This window comes from Pseudomonas sp. 29, assembly GCF_002754355.1.
GTDB lineage: Bacteria > Pseudomonadota > Gammaproteobacteria > Pseudomonadales > Pseudomonadaceae > Aquipseudomonas > Aquipseudomonas neuropathica.
The window spans coordinates 6,234,283-6,252,855 of the sequence record NZ_PEEY01000001.1 but is presented as its reverse complement, the minus strand read 5'-3'; the positions used below and the strand labels follow the sequence as shown (position 1 = coordinate 6,252,855).

The window sequence follows — 18,573 nt, the reverse complement described above, 5'->3', positions numbered from 1 at the left end:
CGATTTGGATGAGTGAATAAAGCGACTCAGTTAATTCGCGGATGCTGCTGCACCAGTTCCTTGCGCTTGGCTTCCAGCGCAGCGATTTCGGCGTCGATGTCTTCGATCTTCTGCTCGATGTTGTCGTGGTGCTCTTGCAGCAGTTCCTTGGCTTCTTCGAGGTCCGAGGCTGCCGGCGCGGCACCGCGCAATGGCTTGTTCGCGGTTTCCTTCATGGTCACCCCGGTGGCCAGACCGATCACGGCGATGACCATCAGGTAATACGCCGGCATGTACAGATTATTGGTGCTCTCGACCAGCCACGCGACCACGGTCGGAGTCAGGCCGGCGATCAATACCGAAACGTTGAACGCCGCCGCCAGCGCGCTGTAGCGAATGTGCGTGGGAAACATCGCCGGCAGGGTAGAGGCCATGACGCCGATAAAGAAGTTCAGCAGCACGGCCAGCATCAGCAGACCGGCGAAGATCAAACCGATCTTGCCGCTGTTGATCAGCATGAACGCCGGGATCGCCAGAATGAACAAGCCGATGCTGCCGACGACGATGAAAGGCTTGCGGCCGATCTTGTCGCTGATGAAGCCAATCGCCGGTTGTACGAAGAGCATGCCGACCATGATCGCGATGATGATCAACACGCCACGGTTTTCGCTGTAGTGCAGATTGTGCGAGAGGTAACTCGGCATATAGGTGAGCAGCATGTAGTAGGTGACGTTGGTCACCGCCACCACGCCAATGCAGGTCATCAGGCTGCGCCAGTGTTTGGTCGCGACCTCTTTGAACGAGACTTTCGGGCCACCGGCGAGGCCTTCACGATCGCCTTTCTCAAGCTTTTCGACGTGCTGCTGGAACGCCGGGGTTTCTTCCAGGGCGTGACGCAAATAGAGGCCGATCATGCCCAGCGGCAAGGCGAGGAAGAACGGCAGACGCCAGCCCCATTCTTCGAACTTGGCTTCGCCCAGCGTGGTGGAGATCAACACCACCACACCGGCACCGAGAACGAAGCCGGCAATCGAGCCGAAATCCAGCCAACTGCCGAGGAAGCCACGCTTGCGGTCCGGCGCGTATTCGGCGACGAAGATCGACGCTCCGGTGTATTCACCGCCCACCGAGAAGCCTTGGGCCATTTTCGCCAGCAACAGCAGGATCGGCGCCCAGATGCCAATCGAGGCATAGGACGGAATCAGGCCAATAGCGAAGGTGCTCAGCGACATGATCACGATGGTCGCGGCGAGGACTTTCTGTCGCCCGTACTTGTCGCCCAAGGCGCCGAAGAACAAGCCGCCCAGCGGCCGAATCAGGAAGGGCACCGAGAACGTCGCCAGCGCGGCGATCATCTGGGTGCCGGGGTCGGCGCCGGGGAAGAACACTTTGCCGAGCACATAGGCGACAAAGCCGTAAACACCAAAGTCGAACCATTCCATGGCATTGCCCAGGGCGGCAGCGGTAATCGCTTTGCGCATCTTGGCGTCGTCGACAATGGTGATGTCGTTCAGGCCGATCGGCTTGACGGTTTTCTTGCGTGATTTCATCCGGGTCTTCTCTTTGCTGATCCATCGTGCCGCGTAGATGCCATCTTTTTGATGGCGCGTACTCTTTGGCTCAGATACATGAGGACACGAAATAATTCACTGCTCGGCGCTTTTTTTCCTGGCACACCGGTGTAGGAGCTGCCGAAGGCTGCGATTGATCGTTCCCACGATCTGCGTGGGAATGCAGCCGGGGACGCTCCGCGTCCCAACAAGATCGCAGCCTTCGGCAGCTCCAGGGGATATGTGTTTACCGGCGGATGGCCGTATACGATTGCCGCAGGTCGCTGGCCCAGCCGTCCAGCACCACTTTGACGTCATCGGCGGTCAACACCTGCTTGTCGTTCTCCAATGGCACGCCGGTGCCTTTGCGCACCACTTCGGCAATCACTTCGCCGGTCGAACCGTCCTCGAACGAAACCTCGGTGGCGACCTGACTGTCCTGATCGCGGATGCCGGTCGCCGTGCTCACACCGGCAGCGACGAGGGTGACGGGCAGCCACTCATAAAAGCGCAAACCCTGAGTGCTGGTCGCCACTTGGGTGATGGCGGGGCGCACCACCAACGTGTTGGGCCCCGGTTGGTTGACCAGATGCATCACCTTGCCCAATTCCAGTCGCAGCGCCGCATCGTAGTAGTCAGTAACCCCGGACAGCGTGCTCAGCGGAATCCGCGACGTCGGCTCGGCACTTGGGTAAAACTGGCTTGGCGCCAGGTAAACCTGGGTATATCGGCCCCGGGCGAGTGCCGGGCTGATCCACGCCAGCACCGGCTGACCGGACGGCGACTGACGTTCAGTCAACACGCTGTAGTCATGCAGAAAGCCGCTGTGCTCGACCTTGTTACTGCTGCAGGCCGACAGGCTCAGGGTGGTGGCGAGGGCCAGCGACAGCGAATGCGTGCGGGTCATTAACGGGTTTCCTTGTGAGGTTGCGTGGCGATGCTGTCCGAGCATTCGATGTGCAACTGGCCGTGGCTCATGATCCATTGGATCAGGTCGGCGGCAGCGATGCTGTGGACGTATTCGACCCAGTGCGCATTGGTCGGGCTGAACTGCTCGAAGTAGCGGCGCAGGACGATGCGGCTCTGATCGCTGGAAACGCTCAGGCACGACTCTTGAAACACGATCGGTGTGTCGGGGCCGAGCGCGGCGGTGCGCTGGCTGAGGATCAAGGGACGATTGCTGTTGTGCCCCTCGGCGCATTGGTTGTCGTTCAATAGCTTCATGCGAACCCCCTGGATTGGAATGGCCGCAGAATGCCCGCGCGGTTTTGCCAGAGAATGTCCGCTTGATGTCTGGCGCGTAGAAATGTTGCTCGATTGAAATAAATGACCCGGGCGGCGAAATGGCTTTAGATTGGCGTTTTTTCGCCGCATGGATCTGTAACTGTGAGCAGACTGCTGTTCGTCGACGACGACGTGGAAATTCTCGCGCTGCTGAAGAAATTCTTCGTGCAGCACGCCTATGAAGTCGACGTCGCGCCGCATGGCGAGGCCATGTGGGCGGCGATCGCGCAGAACCGTCCGGACACGATCATTCTTGATCTGATGATGCCCGGCGAAAGCGGTTTGAGCCTGTGCCAGAAGGTGCATACGCAACTGGGCATTCCGATCATCATGCTCACTGCCATGGCCGAACTGAGTGATCGCATTGTCGGGCTGGAACTGGGCGCGGACGATTACCTGACCAAGCCGTTCGCCCCACAAGAACTGCTCGCTCGCGTACGTGCCTTGCAGCGTCGCGCCGCTGAACAGCGCAACCCGGTCGAGCCTTCGCGCCCGGTGATCGGCTTCGCCGGTTGGCATCTGGACATCACCTGTCGCGAACTGCGCTCGCCGGAAAACGTGATGATTCCGTTATCCGGCGGCGAGTTCGATTTGCTCGTGGTGTTCCTCGATCATCCGCAACGCATTCTGACCCGCGAACAGTTGATCGACCTGACCCACGGCCACGGCCACGACGCTTTCGACCGCAGCATCGATGTGCAAGTCAGTCGCCTGCGGCGCAAGATCGAGCCGGACAGCAAGCGCCCGGACCTGATCCGTACCGTGCGCAACGGCGGTTATCTGTTCACCGCCAAGGTCAGCCGCTCGTGATTCGCCGACTGTGGCGTGGCGACACCCTGCGCCGGCGCATCGCCCTGACCATCATTGCGGCGATGGTCGCGTCGCTGGCGTTGAATGCGCTGTTCGTGCAAGTCGCCGGGATCTGGGCGCGGCCACCGATTGAACGCACCGGTCTGCTCGAGCAGATTGCGGCGACCTCGCGGGTGATCGAAGCCGCCCCGGCCAACCTGCGCCCGCAACTGGCCGCAGCGGCGAGCAGCGCCATGCTGCAAGTGTCGTGGAAAGCACAGCGCGCCGACTTCGATCTGCCCAATGACGGCCTTCGCCTGCCAGCGAGCAGGGTGCCGGTGCTGCAGCAACTGCTGGGCAAAGATCGAAAAATCGAGGTGTTCAGCCCGGGCGACTGGCCGAAAGGCAGTGCCCAGGCGCATTACGCCGCCGTCGTGCAATTGGTCGATGGCAGCTGGTTATCCTTTATCCCGCCGGAGCGCAGTTGGGGTCTGGAATTTGGCGTGCGTATCGTGATCGTCATCGCGTTGGGACTGATTGCCACATTGCTCGTCGCCTGGGTCGCCACCCGGCAACTGGCCAATCCGTTGCAGCGCTTCACGCGTGCCGCGAGAAGATTTGGCACCGACCTGCGCGCACCGCCGATCAAGCTCGAAGGCCCCGACGAAATTCGTCAGGCGATCATTGCCTTCAACACCATGCAGGCGCAGATCCAGCATTTCATTGCCGAGCGTACGCACATGCTCGCGTCGATCTCCCATGACTTACGTGCGCCGCTGACGCGCATGCGCTTGCGCAGCGAATTTATGGAAGACCTCGATCATCAGGGCAAACTGATTCGTGACGTCGATGAGATGCAGTCGATGATCAACGCCGCGCTGGCGTTCTTCCGCGAAGACACCCACCGCGAGCAGACCACAGCATTCGATTTGTCGGAGCTGCTGCAAACCATCGTCGACGATTACCGTGATCAGCAGATCAATGTCGACTTCGGCGGCCCGGCGCATCTGGTGTACGAAGGTCGCCCGCTGGGGATCAAGCGGGTGATCGTCAATCTGCTGGAGAATGCGCTGAAGTATGCGCAGCGTCCGGTCATTGCGTTGAAGCGTGACGAGTATTCGATTCGCATCGAGGTCAGTGACGAAGGCCCCGGCATTCCCGAGGTGGCGTTGGAGCAGGTCTTCGATCCGTTCTTTCGGCTGGAGACTTCGCGCAATCGTGACACCGGCGGTGTGGGTCTGGGTCTTTCCGCCGCGCGAGCCATCGTCCGTGAGCAGGGCGGTGAATTGACGCTGAGCAATCGCAAGAGCGGAGGGCTGATCGCGAAGGTCGAGTTGCCTGTGTGAAATTTCTTCTGTAGATTTTCATGAAATTACAAGAAACAAATTTCATGGGGTCGTGAATGTTTCAGCAATCCAGCCAGCACGTCGACAGCTATTACGCCCACAGTTGCGCCGATATTCTGCGTGATCGAGTGGTGCTGGAAGGCGAACATGACGCCGACGTGGTGGTCATCGGCGCCGGTTTCAGTGGCCTGCACACCGCGTTGCGTCTGGCCTTGGCGGGTAAACGCGTGATCGTGCTGGAGGCCAGTCGCGTGGCGTGGGCGGCCTCGGGGCGTAATGGCGGGCAGGCGATTCTCGGTTGGTCGTGCGATATGCCGCCGCTGGAAGCCGCGCTCGGTTATGAGCGGGCCAGACGGCTTTGGGATGGCATGCGCTGGGCTGCCGACGAATTGCGCGAATTGCCCGGCCGCCATGGTTTCGATTGCGACTATCGCCCCGGGCATTTGTGGACATCGGTGATGCCACGGCGGGTCAGCCTGCTCAGCGAATGGCAACATGAGGCCAGCCATAAGTGGGGCCATGATGGGTTGCAGTTCATTCCTCGTGAACAATTGCCGGAATGGGTGGCCACCGATCGCTATCAGGCCGGGCTTTACGATCCTGAGGGCGCACACCTCAATCCTCTGAAACTGGCCTTGGGCCTGGCGGCCGCCATCGAGCGGGCCGGCGGGCGTATTCATGAACAAAGCAAGGCGCTGAGTTATCAGGAGCAGGGCGACGGCTTTCGGGTCAACACCGAGCGCGGTTTGGTGCGCGCCGATGTGCTGGTGTTGGCCTGCAATGCCTACCTCGATGAACTCGACCCGCAACTGTCCAGTTGCATTCTGCCGGTGGGCACTTATCAGGTCGCCACCGCACCGCTCACCCCTGAGCAGGCCAGCGCGCTGTTGCCGCGCAACGTTTGCGTGACCGACAACCAGTTCGTCCTCGATTACTTCCGCCGCACACCGGACAACCGCTTGTTGTTCGGCGGCGGCTGCACTTACCTGGGCGGTATGCCCAAGGACATCGCGGCGGCAACGCGGCCATTTCTTGAGCGAGTGTTCCCACAGCTCCAGGGTGTCGGCATCGAGTTTGCCTGGGGCGGGCATATCGACCTGACGATCAACCGCACGCCGGACGTTGGCGGCGAGGGTAACCGTTATTGGCTGCAAGGCTACTCGGGGCACGGCGTCCTGCCGACATTGGCTGCCGCACGTGCGGTGTCCCATGCGATCCTCGGCGATAGTGATGAATTGGCGTTGTACCAGGGCCTGAGCAATGGCCGTTTTCCCGGTGGCAAACATTTCGCGGCACCGCTGGAAGCCATCGGCAAGGCCTGGTATCGACTGCGCGACAGCATTTGATGAGACTTTGACCATGAACAAGCAAGAAGAAATCGCCGCGCTGGCGATCCTCATCCACGACCTGCGCAAGCACAAGAAATGGACCCTGAAGGAACTGGCCGACAAGATCGGCCGTTCGGTCGGCTTCCTGTCGCAGGTCGAGCGCGGTTTGTCGCGGCCTACCGTGGCGGACCTGACTGCGATCAGCGAAACCTTCGGCGTGCCGACCACGTATTTCTACAGCCTGCCCAAGCCCAAGGAATTGCCGTGGGTGACGCGCCCGGACGAGCGTCGCACGCTGTATTACGCCAATGGCATCACCGACATTCTGGTATCGCCGCAGATGCGCGCCTCGTTCTCCATGCTCGAAAGTCATCTCGAAGCCGGCGCCAGCAGCGGCGATCGCCATCTGACCGACAGCTCGGAGCAGGGCGGTTACGTCCTCGAAGGCGAACTGACGTTGTGGCTGGGCGACGATGAAGAGCCGGCTACGTTGAAGGCCGGCGACAGCTTTCAGTTCGACAGTCATACCCGCTGCCGCTACGGCAACCTCACCGAGCAGCTCACCCGCGTGCTCTGGGTCTACACCTGATAACCATAAAGGATGAACACGATGGATGCTGTCTGCGCTGACCTGCTCGCCGAAGTACGGGCGTTTCGCCAACGCTACCCCGAGGTGCGTTATGTCGACCTGATTTGCCTGGACATCCCGGGGCATTTTTACGGCAAGCGTTATCCGATAGACATGCTCGAAAAAGTCGCCGCCGGCAGCGTACTGAAGCTGCCGCAGAATTGCGTACTGTTGGGCGTGCAGGGTGGCTTGTTCCCGATTGGCGATTACTGCTTCAACGACGGCGACCCGGATGCCGTGCGCCGTCTGGTGCCGGGCACACTGAAACCGGTGACATGGGAAGCGCAGCTGCTGGGGCAGATGCTGATCACTTCCGACGGCACTGAAAAGCCGATCGAATTCGAACCCCGTGAAGTGCTCGCACAGGTGCTTAAGCGCCTGGCGCGCAAAGGCATTCACCCGGTGGTGGCCTTTGAGCTGGAGTTCTACCTGTTCGATAAAAAGCTGCGCGACGGTCTGCCGCAATTCCCCCGCGACGACCTGACTGACGACGCCGATGATCAACCGAACCTGCACATCGAGCGGCTTTCACGCTTCGCGCCGGTGCTGGATGAAATGGTCGAAGCGACGCGGGCGCAGGGCATCGACGCCACGGTGATTACCGCTGAACTCGGCCCCGGACAGTTTGAAATCAACTTCGGCCATCTCGACGACGGTTTGCGTGCGGCGGATTGGGCGGCGTTGTTCTGCCGCAGCACGCGCGGTGTGGCGCTCAAGCATGGTTATCGCGCCAGTTTCATGGCCAAGCCGTACTTGCAGCATCCGGGCAGCGGTATGCATGTGCATGTCAGTTTGTACGACGCAGCCGGCAATAATCTGTTGGCGGCCAATGAGCAGCAGCCGCTACGCCATGCAGTCGCGGGGTGCCTGGAATTGCTGCCGCACAGCATGCCGATCTTCGCGCCGAACCAGAACTCGATGCGCCGATTGGGCGGCACGGTGAACACCGCGACCAAGGCCAGTTGGGGTTTTGAGGATCGTGATGCGTGTCTGCGGATTCCCGAGTCGGACGCGAAGAATTTGCGGGTTGAATATCGCTTGGCGGGCGCGGACGCCAATCCGTATCTGGTGCTGGCGGCGATACTGGTGGGGCTGGAGCACGGGCTGGAATCGGCTAAAGAACCGATCGCACCGCTGAATGAAGACCGCAGCAGCGGGATTGATTTCCCCAAGGAGATGTTCGAGGCAGTGCGTGCGATGCAGCATCAGCCGCAGTTGCGGGAAGGGTTGGGCGCGGAGTTTGTCGATGTGTATTGCGAGAATAAACGCCAGGATCATTTGGCGTTTATGCAGGAGATCAGTGCGCGGGAGTATCGGTGGTATTTGTGAGTGACGGGATCGTCAACCATTGGCGACGTTGCACTATCAGTCGATCGTTCGTGGACCCATTGCAATCAGTTCTGTATCTTCCAGCGAACCTCAACCTTGCCTCGATAACACCTTTTGGAAGGGATTTCCGGCGTCATTTGCGATAGGAGTCGCGCTATGTTTTCAAAAAACAAACTGATCGGCATTACCGTGATGGTTTTTATCATCACGGTCTGGGCGTTGGTATGGCCGATATCGAAAGCACTTCCTAACGGTGTTTTTAGCGAGCCCGTAGGATCGATCTATAACGGGCTCAATGTTCTGTTTACTGCGCTTGCTTTCGGCGGAGTTATTATCACGTTGCTCTTCCAGGCTGAAGAAGCCAAACATTCAAGGCGTGAGGAAATAGAGCGCTCTATCTTCGATTTATTTCAAACGTTCACCACTCCCGAGTTTCAAAAGGTCAAGAACGGTGCATTTCGTGCGCTGCTCGCCGGCGTCAAAGATGAGTCGTATGCGCGCTTTCTGGCGAGTCGGCTATTCGCCGTTGACCAGTTGGCGTTCCCAGCCTCCGTCATTCCGGTATTGCGCGTGCTCGATGAGTCGAAGCAGAACCTCAATGATACCCAGATAGAGCAAGCGGACCGCGCTGATCGACTGATGCTTGACGACGTACTTAACTTCTTTGCCTTATTGGCACAGCGTAAATCGTCGTCGATGGTCATCAAACACTGTGATTTTGCCTACGATTGGTGGCGGCCGACCTTATGGCTGGTGGCTTTACTGCAGCAGGAACACTTCGAAAAGTCTAAAGAAATACCGGTGTATTGCAGAAATCGCAAGATTTCAGAGACGCTTGTCGTACTCGACGAAATCTATGGGCACACCGCGCTAAATACGCCGAATGAAATACGTCAGTATGTTGATACGCATCCAAAGATCGTGATGTTTCGCAAAGATCTTTAAGGCCTAGGCAGAGAGTGTCTGCTGTTGACCGATTACGTTCCTCTGTGAGGGTCGGAATCGAGCCGAAGTGTACACCTCAAAACTGCAGCTCATTACACATTCGTTGCAAGAATTCGTCGCCGGCTGCGCTTTCAGAAAGCAAATGATGCCCTGACCAGATATCCCAAGCTGCAGCGAGCGTCAGATCCGGGCGCTCGAAGTCTGGATAGATTGTCTGGTCCAGGCCGGCCACGACTGCGCCGACGCGCCGAAAGCCCCAGACATTCACCAATTTGCGCTCCAGCGCCTCCCAGTCGGCATCAGACAAGTCGCCTAATTCAATCATCAGATGGCCATTTGCGGCTTGGAAGGTATTCATGGATTGGCGCCCGGGCGTGGAATATTGCATGGGGAGCACGCAGTGATACAGGCTACTGACGTGCTTGTCAGCACTGTTGGGGCGTAGCGAGCCAAAGCGGGAAGTGTTCCAATTACGCAATTTCCCGACACTGACAGACAGGTAATCAGCAATGACCGATACGACCGATGATGCATTCTACGATCGCGCCGATGCGCATATAAACCTGTCGAACGAGCAGCTGAAAGTGTTCGAAAACCTTGGCAAAGTCAGCGCGTCGATGATGTTCGGCACCACTCGATTCAACGCCTGGGTGAGCGCGCGCGGTTTCAAGTCGGGCGAAGAAATGGCACAGGCTCGCGAAGCGATGCTGAAGTATTTCTGTGAGCAGTACCGGATGATGCTCGAGGATAACCTTGACGACCACATCAACAATTTCAGCCAGTACATGACCGCGAAAAACGTTTGACGGGTAGGGCGGGTCTTCAATCGATGAGGCACAGTCTGATCTCAATGATCCTGATCGAAGGAGCGTTTGCAGTGAGCTGTCAAACCAGTGATATCGTGCCCGTACACTGTTTGCACTCCAATCACTGATTGCGCCCCACCCGCACGCTTGGTTTTTCAAACGCCAACTGGTAGCGTGCGCCACCTCGCTGTATTACCCGATCCTTGTCGTCATTTTGCCGGTCACTGGCAGACGTAGACGAGTCCCCGCTGCCCACTCGAGGGCGCCGACGCAGGATGCATCGGGCGATGCACAGTCATTCGCAAATGGAGTTCACAATGACGCAAAACAGTACCGTGCTGTCCGGCATCCAGCTGGATCAATTGATGGATCGTCTTGAGGTCGAGCATGAGGAGCACGGTGCCGACTATCTGCTGGACCAGTTGCGCGCCCAGCCGCTCAGGGCGGCCTCGCTGGAGTCGATTGGTCGTCTGCACGGGCTGTGGGTCAACGCCGGTGACGTTGACAGGGCCAAAGCGGTATTGGCCGACGACGGACAGGCACTGATCGAGACTACGCCTGACGACGCGCGCAACGAGCTCAAGGTCAATTTGCTGATTTACCAGCTGCGACTGGGCAACTACCTCAAAGACGAGCAGGGCCTGTTGCTGACGCTCGACACCCTCCAGCAATTGACCCATGAGCCCCTGCCGTTCGATATCGAGCAGTACCGGCGTTACCGCATTTTCGATGATCTGCAGCACGCCACCGTCGACGTCGCCCTCAAGGCTATCGAGGTGCGTCACACCTTGGCCCAGGTCAACCCGGCCCGTCACGCCCTGCGGGCCTGGGACGATGCTGATCAGTACCGGCGCCGGGCGCGGGTGCTGGCCAACCATGAACGTGAGGAAGAGGCGCGCGAAGCCGCGCTGGCGGCAATTGCCGCATTGCGCACCGCTGGCGAAGAGCAGGACGTCGACGCTAACGACTGGCTGTGGCTGGGCAATGCGCTGATCGAAATCGTGCCATTGCGTCTGGCGATGTTCGAGCAACCGGTGGTGCGCTTGATCGCCGAATTGTCGCTGCCCCAGCGCCGGGAATGGGAAGTGCGTCTGGCGCGTCTGGCCGCGCGCTCCCTGCAGGCTCAGGGCAATCTGGCCGGCGCATTGGCAATCTGTGAAGTGGCAACCCTGAGCCTGGAATCCAGCGGCGGTGACAACTTCGTTGATTTCCATCTGCCCTGGCTGCTGGAAAGCGGCCAGATCGAAGAGGCCGGGCAACGTGCGTTCATGGAAATCTATGAAATGCGCGGCGAACTGTGGCCGGGCACGGCCTATTGGGTCCACGATCGCCTGCTCGATGCCGAGGATCAGTCCGCGTGGTGGCCGTTGTGCGTGATGCGTGCCTGTGACGATCAAACGGTGCTGGAGCAGTTCCTTTCCGGCCTGCCGTGGCGTGACGAGTCGACACCGTCGCTGGGCCCGTTGCTCGATGCTCTGCATGCTGCGCGCAATGACCTTGAACAAATCGACAACGTCTTCGACCAAGCGCTGGCAGAGGCCGAACGCCGCGCGCCGAACCACCCATGGATTACCCGCCTGATGGCGGTGCGCGAACATCAGGCCGGGCGCATCGACGCCAACACTCAACTGACGATGCTGCGCGAGGCCGTCTCGGCCGGCGCTATGCAGGACAACCGCAGCGTCTTCAGCCTGTTCAGTGCCCACGCCGATGTGCACGGCATTGCCGATGCCCTGCGCCAGCCTTTGCCGCCCATGGCCGCTGGCATGTACTACTACCAGTTCGCGAATGCCCTTGAGGACCTGGTCGAAACGCATGTCGAGGATCTCACGAGCGAGGAGGCCGAGCCGACCTGGTGGCGGCTGCGCGAAGTCCAAAAGCTTGCTTATGAACTCGGCCAGGCCCGTATGGAACAATGCTTCGCCAGCGGCCGCGGACATCGCTTCGATGCCTGCGCGCACCTGTACTCGATGCTGTGCAACAACCTCGCGATCAATTACCGCTGCTACAACGAACAACTCGTTGAGCAGGCTCTTGAGTTGCATACCCGCGGCATCGCCGCCAGCTCGTTCGCCGAACATTATCAGGGCATCCTCCGCAACCGCATCGAGCTGAAGGATAACGAGGGCATCGCCGACGCCGCCGAACAGCTTTGGCACTACGCGGCCGACTACGGCTATAGCCGTCACGATCCAGAAGAATACATACAGGACGTCACCCGTGCCCTGTACTGGCTGGACCGCGAACGCGAGATTCCGGTCTGGCTGGAGCGCATTCTCAAATGGCAGGAAGAGCGCGAAATCAGCGACAAAGAGCTGGAGTATTCGCCGCTGTTCGCACGGATGAAAATTGCCTTTTACCTGTCGTACTGCCTGCCGGAGGCGGCCACCAGCCTGTGGTTGCGTTACGCGCCGCTCATCAACGAAGGCGACGAACCAACCCTGCTGGGCTGTGCCGGTGATGTGCTCAAGGGGCTCGGGCGCAAGGAAGAGGCCGTGGCCTATTACCAGCGCGCGATCCTGCGCAGTGATCCGAACAGCCAGGTGGATCAGGGCAACAATGAAAAGTTTCGCCAGTTCATCGCCGAACTGCAGGCGCCGGAAAAATCGGCCGGCAAGGCCTGGTGGCAGATATGGAAGTGACACCTGCGCAGCGCCAGTCCGGTTACGCCCCGCGCAACGCACTCAATGCCGATCAACTCAAGCGCGGCATTGCCGAGCGCAGTGAGGCTCGCGGAGATGCACCAGAGGTGAGCAAATGGTTGCTCAACCATTTCTATCGTCATCTGGTCGGTAACTTCGAACCTGCGCGGTGCATCCTGACGTTGGAGCAGGCTGTCGAGGCATTGGGCGCCGAGCCGCCGTCCTGGGTGGCCAAACATTTAAGCGACGCCGGCAAAGCTTCGCAGCAGGCGTTCGCGCCGCTGGTCTGGGTCGATCCGCAGCAAGCGCCGCTGCTGGCCGAGGAGACCTTGCTGGTGGAGTTCCTGACCTCGCGTCAGGGCACCGCGCTGGCCGGCAAGCTTGACCGGATCAACTGCCCGCAGGCACTGGCGCTGTGGCAAAAGGAGCATGCGCAGATGGCTGCGCGGGTCGAGCAGGGCTGGTGTCAGAGCCAGCCTGAAGCGTTGCTCACGCGAGTGACCACCGCTGAGCACGTATTGCAGGAGCTGCGGCCCGAGAGTGCTTCGCTGCGTGCGGAAATGGCCTTTGAAAGTTACGTGATGCGCCATTGCCTGGGCCAGTTCGCCGATCGCCGCGCCTTGACCGGCGGCTACGGTGAACGCTACGCCGAAGCGATGGAAGAGCAGCGCATGCGCGTGTTCAGTCTGCGCGACGGCCAAGGCCAGCCGCACATTACTATCAGCCTGATCGTCCAGGACGACGGTACGTTGACTGTCGAGCAGGTCAAGGGCAAGCAGAACCGGCCGCCGGTCGAGCGTTATTACCCGGACCTGCTGCAGTGTCTGAATGCCCTGGACACCGACGAACAGACGCCCGCCGACTGCATCGCCATCGGCATTGTGCGTACCGACGCGGGCTGGCTGCGCATCGAAGAGGTCAACGACCCGACCGCCCAGACTCGGTTGGTGGCCCGCTATCCGCAATTGTACGAGCGCCTCGATGCGCCTTCGGCCATGGTCGAATGGCTGGTGGCCGGGCGTCAGCCGCAGCAGTTCTTGCAGGTGGCCCCGCAAGCGGTATCGGTCAGGTACGCGACCCGGCATATTTTCAGCAAGCGCATTGAGCCTGAGCCGAATGACCCGCAGTACCTGACCGAAGGTGTGCCGTGGCCGGACATGTCCTCGCCGCTGGTGGAGGAAATCCAGGCCTGGCAGGCGCGGGTAAGGTAAGGAAACCGACATGTTTTTGCTTATCACAGTGGTTGTTTCAGGCTGGTTGTTGTGGCGAGCGTTCAGACCTCGCGGCGCCTCATTGTTCAGCCAGCGCAAACACTGGTCGCTGCTGCTGGCCCGGCCCATGGTCGATGCGATGGCCGTCGAGGGTTTCTACTCCCCGGCGTGCGATCACTTCACCGAGCAATCGCAGACGATCCTGCGGGCAGCGTTGCTGCACCAGGCCGGGATCCGCAGCAACAGCAATGACGAGGCGGTGCGGGCGCACTTCAGTGCGACGCTCGATCAGCAGTGGTTTGGCCTCGATTTGCAGGCGCTGACAGCCACCGATGACCCGCGTGCGGCCATGGCTTTTGCCTGCGTGCGGGTGGCGTTTCTGGTCCGGTGTGCGCTGCTGATGCGTTGGCTCGAGCCTGACCTCGCCTGGCGCGTGCTGCTGCTCAATGCGCAGCGGGCGCAGGACTGTTTCGACAGTTGGGAAGATTTCGGCAAGGCCTATCAGTCGGGGCGCAAGCAATGGGTCGCGACGTTTCGCGTCGACTCGCTGGGCGAAGCGTTTGACGAGCCGCAACTGCGTCAGTTGCTGGCGCCCGGTGGTGGGGCTTGGGCTGACGTAACCTGGCGAACGCCAGCAGCGTTGAACCCGGTTCTGGTGAGGTAGCCCCGACTACTCCTTCAATGACATCGGTCTGTCCCCACCCGGCGGCAAACCAAACAGCTTCCGCACGCCGTTAAGAAACGCCCCATAAGGTCGCCCCAGCACGAGCATCATCACCGCCGCGCCAAGCGTGCCACGCAGCAGGCCGGCATCCTGATGCACCACTGAAGCCAATGATCGCGGCATAGATCGGCACCTGAAAACTGACCAGCGCGATGCTGTCCCATAACAACCTCGACACCCGACCCTGACTGGCACGCGTCATCACCCAATCGCGCCAGATACCGTAAGGTCGCGCGACCGGAATCATCAGCACCGCGCCCAGCAGGCGCGCGTGCAGAACCTGATCCCACGTCATGCCGGCAATGAAACGTTCATTGAGGATGCCGGTGATGGTGAAAAACAGGATCAGCGCTGTGGTGTCTGCGATAAATGCAGTCCGACGCGTTGACTGTTGCAGGCGTTGCGGCACCTCACTTCTCCTTTCATGGCTTCGGGACTGATCTTTCCTCAGCTGGACGCCGACACTTCATCGTGCTGTGACAGTGGCTGCACGGCGAGGTGCGGAGATTCGCCGAAGTACTCGATCAGCAGATCCGTGAGCACGCGTATCTTGCGCGCGGGATGCGGGCCCGGCGCGCGGAGGAGGTAGGCGCCGGCCGGGGGCGGTGGATGGTTGGTCATGATCTGCACGAGTGCACCCGAGGCAATGTGTTCGTGGGTGAGACAATCGGGCAGGTAGGCGACGCCGAGGCCGGCAGCCGCGGCTGCAGCGAGGGCCGTGCCGTTGTCAGCCTTGAAGCGTCCTTGCGGGCGAACCGTGATGACCTTGTCAGCCGCCATGAATTGCCAGGCTTCGGTGCCTTGCATGAGCGCCTGATGGGCGTGCAGTTCGTCCGGGGTATCGGGCGCGCCGTGCGCTTTGATGTAGTCGGGGCTTGCGACGAGCTTGGTGTAGACCGGGCCGATACGCCTCGCGATCAAGTTGGAGTCCTGCAGGTAACCCACGCGAATGGCGCAATCATAGCCCTCGGTAATCAGGTCAACGAAGCGATCGCTGTAGCAGGTCTGCATGTGCAATTGAGGATGACGGCGAGCCATTTCCGCCAGCACGGGGGCGAAGTGTGTCGGCCCGAACGACAACGGCACCGCCACGCGCAAGCGACCGCGCAGGGCGCCGGCGGGCAGGATGGTTTCCTTGGCGATGTCGATTTCGCTGCAGACTCGGGCGGCGTAATCGCGAAATGTCGCGCCGGCTTCGGTGAGTGAAGCCCCGCGCGTGGAGCGTGCCAGCAATTGCACGCCGAGTTCCGCTTCAAGCCGCGCCAGCCGGCGGCTGACGATTGATTTCGAAACCCCGAGCCGCAGCGCTGCCTGTGAAATGCCCCCGGCATCGGCCACTTCGACGAAGGTTTGCAGTTCTTCGATATCCATTCTCGCGTTCCCCTTGGCGCGACACAGTTCGCCTCGGGATGCTACTACTGCTGCGAATAGGGGAACAGCACAATGGGTTTTCCAGGCACGGCGTCACTCGCGTGCATTCTGGAACCATTAGCCGCACGGGCTCCGGCCGTTTTACCGACGTGCGTTACCCAGACAAAAGGACCTGCAAATGGCAAGCGAACCCATCCGTAACCCGCACACCGATCAACTCCTGACGCCCGAAAATTCAGCGTTGATCATCATCGACTATCAACCGGTTCAGGTGTCTTCGATCCGCTCGATGCCACGGGATGAACTGGTCTTCAATATCACCAGCGTTGCGAAGGCGGCGCTCAACTACAACCTGCCGATCATCCACTCGACCGTCAATGTCGCGACCGGTCGCAACAAACCGCCGATTCAAGCGTTGCAAGCGGTACTCGGCCATCTGCCCACCTATGACCGCACGTCGATCAACAGTTGGGAGGACACCGGGTTCAAGCAGGCAGTCAAAGCGCTCGGGCGCAAGAAACTGATCATGACCGCGCTGTGGACCGAAGCCTGCCTGACCTTCCCGGTGCTCGACGCCATTCAGGAAGGCTATGAAGTTTACGTGCCGGTCGATGCGGTGGGCGGCACGTCGCTCGCCGCACACGAGGCAGCGTTGCGCCGAATGGAGCAGGCGGGGGCGAAGCTTATCAGCCGGGTACAGATGTACTGCGAACTGCAGCGCGACTGGGCGCGCGAGGTGACCGTGCCAGGCTTTATGGGCGTGTTCGAAAACTTCGACGGTTTCAATGCTGAAAAGGCGCTGGAAGCAGCGGGCAACAAGGCCTGATTCACGAGGTGTTGCTGAAGGTGGCGTGGGCGATAGCCGGCGCTGCCTTCATTTGGCCTGTTTCAACGCTTGAAAATAATCTGAACCGCTGTCGGAGCCGCTCGCCTAATGATTAGCTTGTGGTCAATCGCACAGGCGATGTGTCAATAACGGCACACTCCGAGAGGTGGTCAACGTGGCTAAAGACGAAAAGAAAAGCAAAGACAAAGGTGACGCTTCGAAAGCCAGCAAGGATCTGAAAGACAAAAAGTCATCACCAGAAAAGAAATCAGCGGCAGCTTCGACGCTTTCAAAGTCTTCCGACAAGAAAGACAAGAAGAAAGACGCCGAGCCCAAGAAGTCGGCGAAAAAAGCCGACAGCAAGCCTGAGAAGGCCAAGGATTCGAAGAAGGCTGATAAGCCGGCCAAAAAGAAAAAGTGATCTTGAAGGCAAGAAAAAACCCGGCAATTCGAGCCGGGTTTTTTATTGTCTGCTATTTGGAGATCAGAGCGCCGCTTTGACCTGCAAACCAATCACCAGCGCATTGTCGATGTCCTGCCCGGAAAACGCGCCCGGCTCGATGATGTACTGCATATTTGGACGCAGCGTCAGCCAGGGCGTGGCCTGATAGCCGTAGCCGAGTTCGATCAGTTGCTCGGCGCTGTCCAGGTTCGGGAACGCCGTGCCGTTGTTCAATGCGGCGTCCTGCTGCACATCGCGGCTGCGCGGGTTCGGCACGGCGCGGCCGTAACCGAGAGCAACGGTGTCACGCGGGCGACCTTCGAACGGTTTGTACAGCACCACGCCGGTGCCGTACCACTTGCTGAACGGTGACGCCGCTTCGCTGGCCGCCGAGTATTGGCCGAACGCGTGCAAGCTGCGGCCTTCGGACGTCGACGAACTCCAGACGGCCTGGTCGATCAGCAGATAATGACCGCCGCGACCGGACACTTCTTTGTCGCTGCCGATGCGTTTTACGTCGGAGCTGTCGTAGTAGTAGCCGAGCTTGTATTCGCCGGGCAGGGCGCCCGCGTGTTTGTACACCAGCTCGATCGGCACCACGGTGCCGGTGGTGTGTTTCGGATCAAGGTGCCAGGCGCGGCTGGAGTTGCCGTTGCTCTCGGGGTCGACGTTGAACGCGGCCACGCGCAGTTGCCACGACGACGACAGGTCGTATTTCACCCGCACACCGAGGCGCGCATTGGGGTAGTTGGTCCAGCCGCTGCCGCCGGACATGTTCAGCGGATGGCCGCAGAAACCAGCGTTCATGAAGTTGCACAGAATGCCGCTGTCGAGGCCGCCGAGGTCGTTGCCCATGGCCATGTAGCCGAGTTTCACATTGAGCGCTGGAGTGAACAGCGTGCGCTCGTAACTCAGTTCGGTCAGGCGCGTGTACAGGCCACCGTAGTTTTCTTGAATCGGCAAGCGGTTGCCGACGAGGTCTTCCGAGGCGCTGTTACCGCGTCGGTCGTTGATGGTCAGTTGGACTTTGCCGGCATTGTCGACGCCGTACAACTTGCTCAGATCGAACTGCACGCCGAGCTTGATGTTCTGCGAGTAACGCGCCGAGCGATGCAGGCCGCCGTCGGCGTTGTAGGCGGTTTCACCGCTGTAGTCGCCGGTGAACTTGATGCCTTGCTCATCCATCTGGTGACGCAAGCCACCCCAGTCACCGCTGAGGGTGCTGCGGGTCAATAGATCGGAATCGATGTCGGCCAGCGCGGGGAGAGCGGTGGTGCACGTCAGGCCCAGCAACAGGCCTTTGAACAGGTCGGAACGGGAAAAACCAACAGCCGATAGCATGTAAATCTTCCTGCAAAAAACTTGAGCAATAG

At 60.0% G+C, this 18,573-nt stretch carries 19 protein-coding genes; 12 read left to right on the top strand and 7 right to left on the bottom strand.

Annotation, left to right across the window (positions count from 1 at the left end; all coding sequences use genetic code 11):
- Positions 1-26: 26 nt before the first annotated feature.
- The 3 genes from proP to CLU80_RS29065 form a co-directional block, all read right to left on the bottom strand.
- Entirely contained in the window at positions 27-1,529 is a 1,503-nt protein-coding gene (gene proP, locus CLU80_RS29075) for a glycine betaine/L-proline transporter ProP (RefSeq protein WP_099759199.1), read from the bottom strand.
- A gap of 247 nt (positions 1,530-1,776) precedes the next feature.
- Complete coding sequence (locus CLU80_RS29070; protein WP_099759198.1) at positions 1,777-2,436, bottom strand: DUF3313 domain-containing protein; 660 nt, start codon at positions 2,434-2,436, stop codon at positions 1,777-1,779.
- Positions 2,436-2,753 (bottom strand): hypothetical protein, encoded by a 318-nt coding sequence (locus CLU80_RS29065; RefSeq protein WP_034154135.1) that lies wholly within the window; start codon positions 2,751-2,753, stop codon positions 2,436-2,438. Before CLU80_RS29065 ends, CLU80_RS29070 begins: the two co-directional genes overlap by 1 nt.
- A 162-nt stretch (positions 2,754-2,915) precedes the next feature.
- Between CLU80_RS29065 and CLU80_RS29060 the strand changes: the two genes are divergently transcribed.
- The 6 genes from CLU80_RS29060 to CLU80_RS29035 all read left to right on the top strand — a co-directional run bounded on the left by CLU80_RS29060 (position 2,916) and on the right by CLU80_RS29035 (position 9,178).
- On the top strand, positions 2,916-3,623 hold the full coding sequence (locus CLU80_RS29060; protein WP_099759197.1) for a response regulator: 708 nt from the start codon (positions 2,916-2,918) through the stop codon (positions 3,621-3,623).
- Positions 3,620-4,948: an ATP-binding protein gene (locus CLU80_RS29055; protein ID WP_099759196.1), complete on the top strand. Its 1,329-nt coding sequence runs from the start codon at positions 3,620-3,622 to the stop codon at positions 4,946-4,948. The genes CLU80_RS29060 and CLU80_RS29055 overlap by 4 nt, the downstream gene beginning before the upstream one ends.
- A 56-nt stretch (positions 4,949-5,004) precedes the next feature.
- Entirely contained in the window at positions 5,005-6,294 is a 1,290-nt protein-coding gene (locus tag CLU80_RS29050; RefSeq protein WP_099759195.1) for an NAD(P)/FAD-dependent oxidoreductase, read from the top strand.
- A gap of 13 nt (positions 6,295-6,307) precedes the next feature.
- A complete protein-coding gene (locus CLU80_RS29045) occupies positions 6,308-6,865 on the top strand; it encodes a helix-turn-helix domain-containing protein (RefSeq protein ID WP_093431445.1) in 558 nt (185 codons plus the stop codon).
- Positions 6,866-6,886: 21 nt separating this feature from the next.
- Entirely contained in the window at positions 6,887-8,233 is a 1,347-nt protein-coding gene (locus CLU80_RS29040; RefSeq protein WP_099759194.1) for a glutamine synthetase family protein, read from the top strand.
- Positions 8,234-8,389: 156 nt separating this feature from the next.
- Positions 8,390-9,178, top strand: a complete 789-nt coding sequence (locus tag CLU80_RS29035) for a hypothetical protein (protein ID WP_099759193.1) — start codon at positions 8,390-8,392, stop codon at positions 9,176-9,178.
- 76 nt (positions 9,179-9,254) lie between these two features.
- Here CLU80_RS29035 and CLU80_RS29030 read toward each other — a convergent pair whose 3' ends face one another.
- Positions 9,255-9,536, bottom strand: a complete 282-nt coding sequence (locus CLU80_RS29030; protein ID WP_099759192.1) for a hypothetical protein — start codon at positions 9,534-9,536, stop codon at positions 9,255-9,257.
- Between the two features lie 151 nt (positions 9,537-9,687).
- On the opposite strand from CLU80_RS29030, the gene CLU80_RS29025 reads away from it, so the two are divergent.
- The 4 genes from CLU80_RS29025 to CLU80_RS29010 all read left to right on the top strand — a co-directional run bounded on the left by CLU80_RS29025 (position 9,688) and on the right by CLU80_RS29010 (position 14,501).
- Positions 9,688-9,984, top strand: a complete 297-nt coding sequence (locus CLU80_RS29025; protein WP_099759191.1) for a DUF3144 domain-containing protein — start codon at positions 9,688-9,690, stop codon at positions 9,982-9,984.
- Between the two features lie 317 nt (positions 9,985-10,301).
- Positions 10,302-12,626 carry a hypothetical protein gene (locus CLU80_RS29020; protein WP_099759190.1) on the top strand — a complete coding sequence of 775 codons (2,325 nt, stop codon included), beginning with the start codon at positions 10,302-10,304 and terminating at the stop codon, positions 12,624-12,626.
- Complete coding sequence (locus tag CLU80_RS29015) at positions 12,617-13,837, top strand: hypothetical protein (RefSeq protein WP_099759189.1); 1,221 nt, start codon at positions 12,617-12,619, stop codon at positions 13,835-13,837. The genes CLU80_RS29020 and CLU80_RS29015 overlap by 10 nt, the downstream gene beginning before the upstream one ends.
- 10 nt (positions 13,838-13,847) lie before the next feature.
- Positions 13,848-14,501 (top strand): DUF1266 domain-containing protein, encoded by a 654-nt coding sequence (locus tag CLU80_RS29010; RefSeq protein ID WP_099759188.1) that lies wholly within the window; start codon positions 13,848-13,850, stop codon positions 14,499-14,501.
- 70 nt (positions 14,502-14,571) lie between these two features.
- Here CLU80_RS29010 and alaE read toward each other — a convergent pair whose 3' ends face one another.
- Both alaE and CLU80_RS29000 read right to left on the bottom strand, forming a co-directional pair.
- On the bottom strand, positions 14,572-14,970 hold the full coding sequence (gene alaE / locus CLU80_RS29005; RefSeq protein WP_286079802.1) for an L-alanine exporter AlaE: 399 nt from the start codon (positions 14,968-14,970) through the stop codon (positions 14,572-14,574).
- Positions 14,971-15,008: 38 nt separating this feature from the next.
- Positions 15,009-15,932, bottom strand: coding sequence for a LysR family transcriptional regulator (locus tag CLU80_RS29000; protein WP_099759187.1), 924 nt, complete (start codon positions 15,930-15,932; stop codon positions 15,009-15,011).
- A 178-nt stretch (positions 15,933-16,110) separates the two neighbouring features.
- On the opposite strand from CLU80_RS29000, the gene CLU80_RS28995 reads away from it, so the two are divergent.
- A complete protein-coding gene (locus CLU80_RS28995) occupies positions 16,111-16,758 on the top strand; it encodes a hydrolase (RefSeq protein WP_099759186.1) in 648 nt (215 codons plus the stop codon).
- Positions 16,759-16,924: 166 nt separating this feature from the next.
- Positions 16,925-17,179 (top strand): hypothetical protein, encoded by a 255-nt coding sequence (locus tag CLU80_RS28990; RefSeq protein ID WP_175559574.1) that lies wholly within the window; start codon positions 16,925-16,927, stop codon positions 17,177-17,179.
- A 63-nt stretch (positions 17,180-17,242) separates the two neighbouring features.
- Here the strand turns inward: CLU80_RS28990 and CLU80_RS28985 are convergent, their stop codons facing one another.
- Positions 17,243-18,541 (bottom strand): carbohydrate porin, encoded by a 1,299-nt coding sequence (locus CLU80_RS28985; protein ID WP_099759185.1) that lies wholly within the window; start codon positions 18,539-18,541, stop codon positions 17,243-17,245.
- Between the last annotated feature and the right edge of the window lie 32 nt (positions 18,542-18,573).

Bases quoted from the DNA above. Each gene is read 5' to 3' on its own strand.
- CLU80_RS29015 (WP_099759189.1), top strand. From the start codon at position 12,617: ATGGAAGTGACACCTGCGCAGCGCCAGTCCGGTTACGCCCCGCGCAAC.
- CLU80_RS29070 (WP_099759198.1), bottom strand. From the start codon at position 2,436: ATGACCCGCACGCATTCGCTGTCGCTGGCCCTCGCCACCACCCTGAGC.
- CLU80_RS29065 (WP_034154135.1), bottom strand. From the start codon at position 2,753: ATGAAGCTATTGAACGACAACCAATGCGCCGAGGGGCACAACAGCAAT.
- CLU80_RS29035 (WP_099759193.1), top strand. From the start codon at position 8,390: ATGTTTTCAAAAAACAAACTGATCGGCATTACCGTGATGGTTTTTATC.
- CLU80_RS29010 (WP_099759188.1), top strand. From the start codon at position 13,848: ATGTTTTTGCTTATCACAGTGGTTGTTTCAGGCTGGTTGTTGTGGCGA.
- CLU80_RS28995 (WP_099759186.1), top strand. From the start codon at position 16,111: ATGGCAAGCGAACCCATCCGTAACCCGCACACCGATCAACTCCTGACG.
- CLU80_RS29045 (WP_093431445.1), top strand. From the start codon at position 6,308: ATGAACAAGCAAGAAGAAATCGCCGCGCTGGCGATCCTCATCCACGAC.
- CLU80_RS29020 (WP_099759190.1), top strand. From the start codon at position 10,302: ATGACGCAAAACAGTACCGTGCTGTCCGGCATCCAGCTGGATCAATTG.
- CLU80_RS29000 (WP_099759187.1), bottom strand. From the start codon at position 15,932: ATGGATATCGAAGAACTGCAAACCTTCGTCGAAGTGGCCGATGCCGGG.
- CLU80_RS29050 (WP_099759195.1), top strand. From the start codon at position 5,005: ATGTTTCAGCAATCCAGCCAGCACGTCGACAGCTATTACGCCCACAGT.
- CLU80_RS29025 (WP_099759191.1), top strand. From the start codon at position 9,688: ATGACCGATACGACCGATGATGCATTCTACGATCGCGCCGATGCGCAT.
- CLU80_RS29040 (WP_099759194.1), top strand. From the start codon at position 6,887: ATGGATGCTGTCTGCGCTGACCTGCTCGCCGAAGTACGGGCGTTTCGC.
- CLU80_RS29030 (WP_099759192.1), bottom strand. From the start codon at position 9,536: ATGAATACCTTCCAAGCCGCAAATGGCCATCTGATGATTGAATTAGGC.
- CLU80_RS28985 (WP_099759185.1), bottom strand. From the start codon at position 18,541: ATGCTATCGGCTGTTGGTTTTTCCCGTTCCGACCTGTTCAAAGGCCTG.
- proP (WP_099759199.1), bottom strand. From the start codon at position 1,529: ATGAAATCACGCAAGAAAACCGTCAAGCCGATCGGCCTGAACGACATC.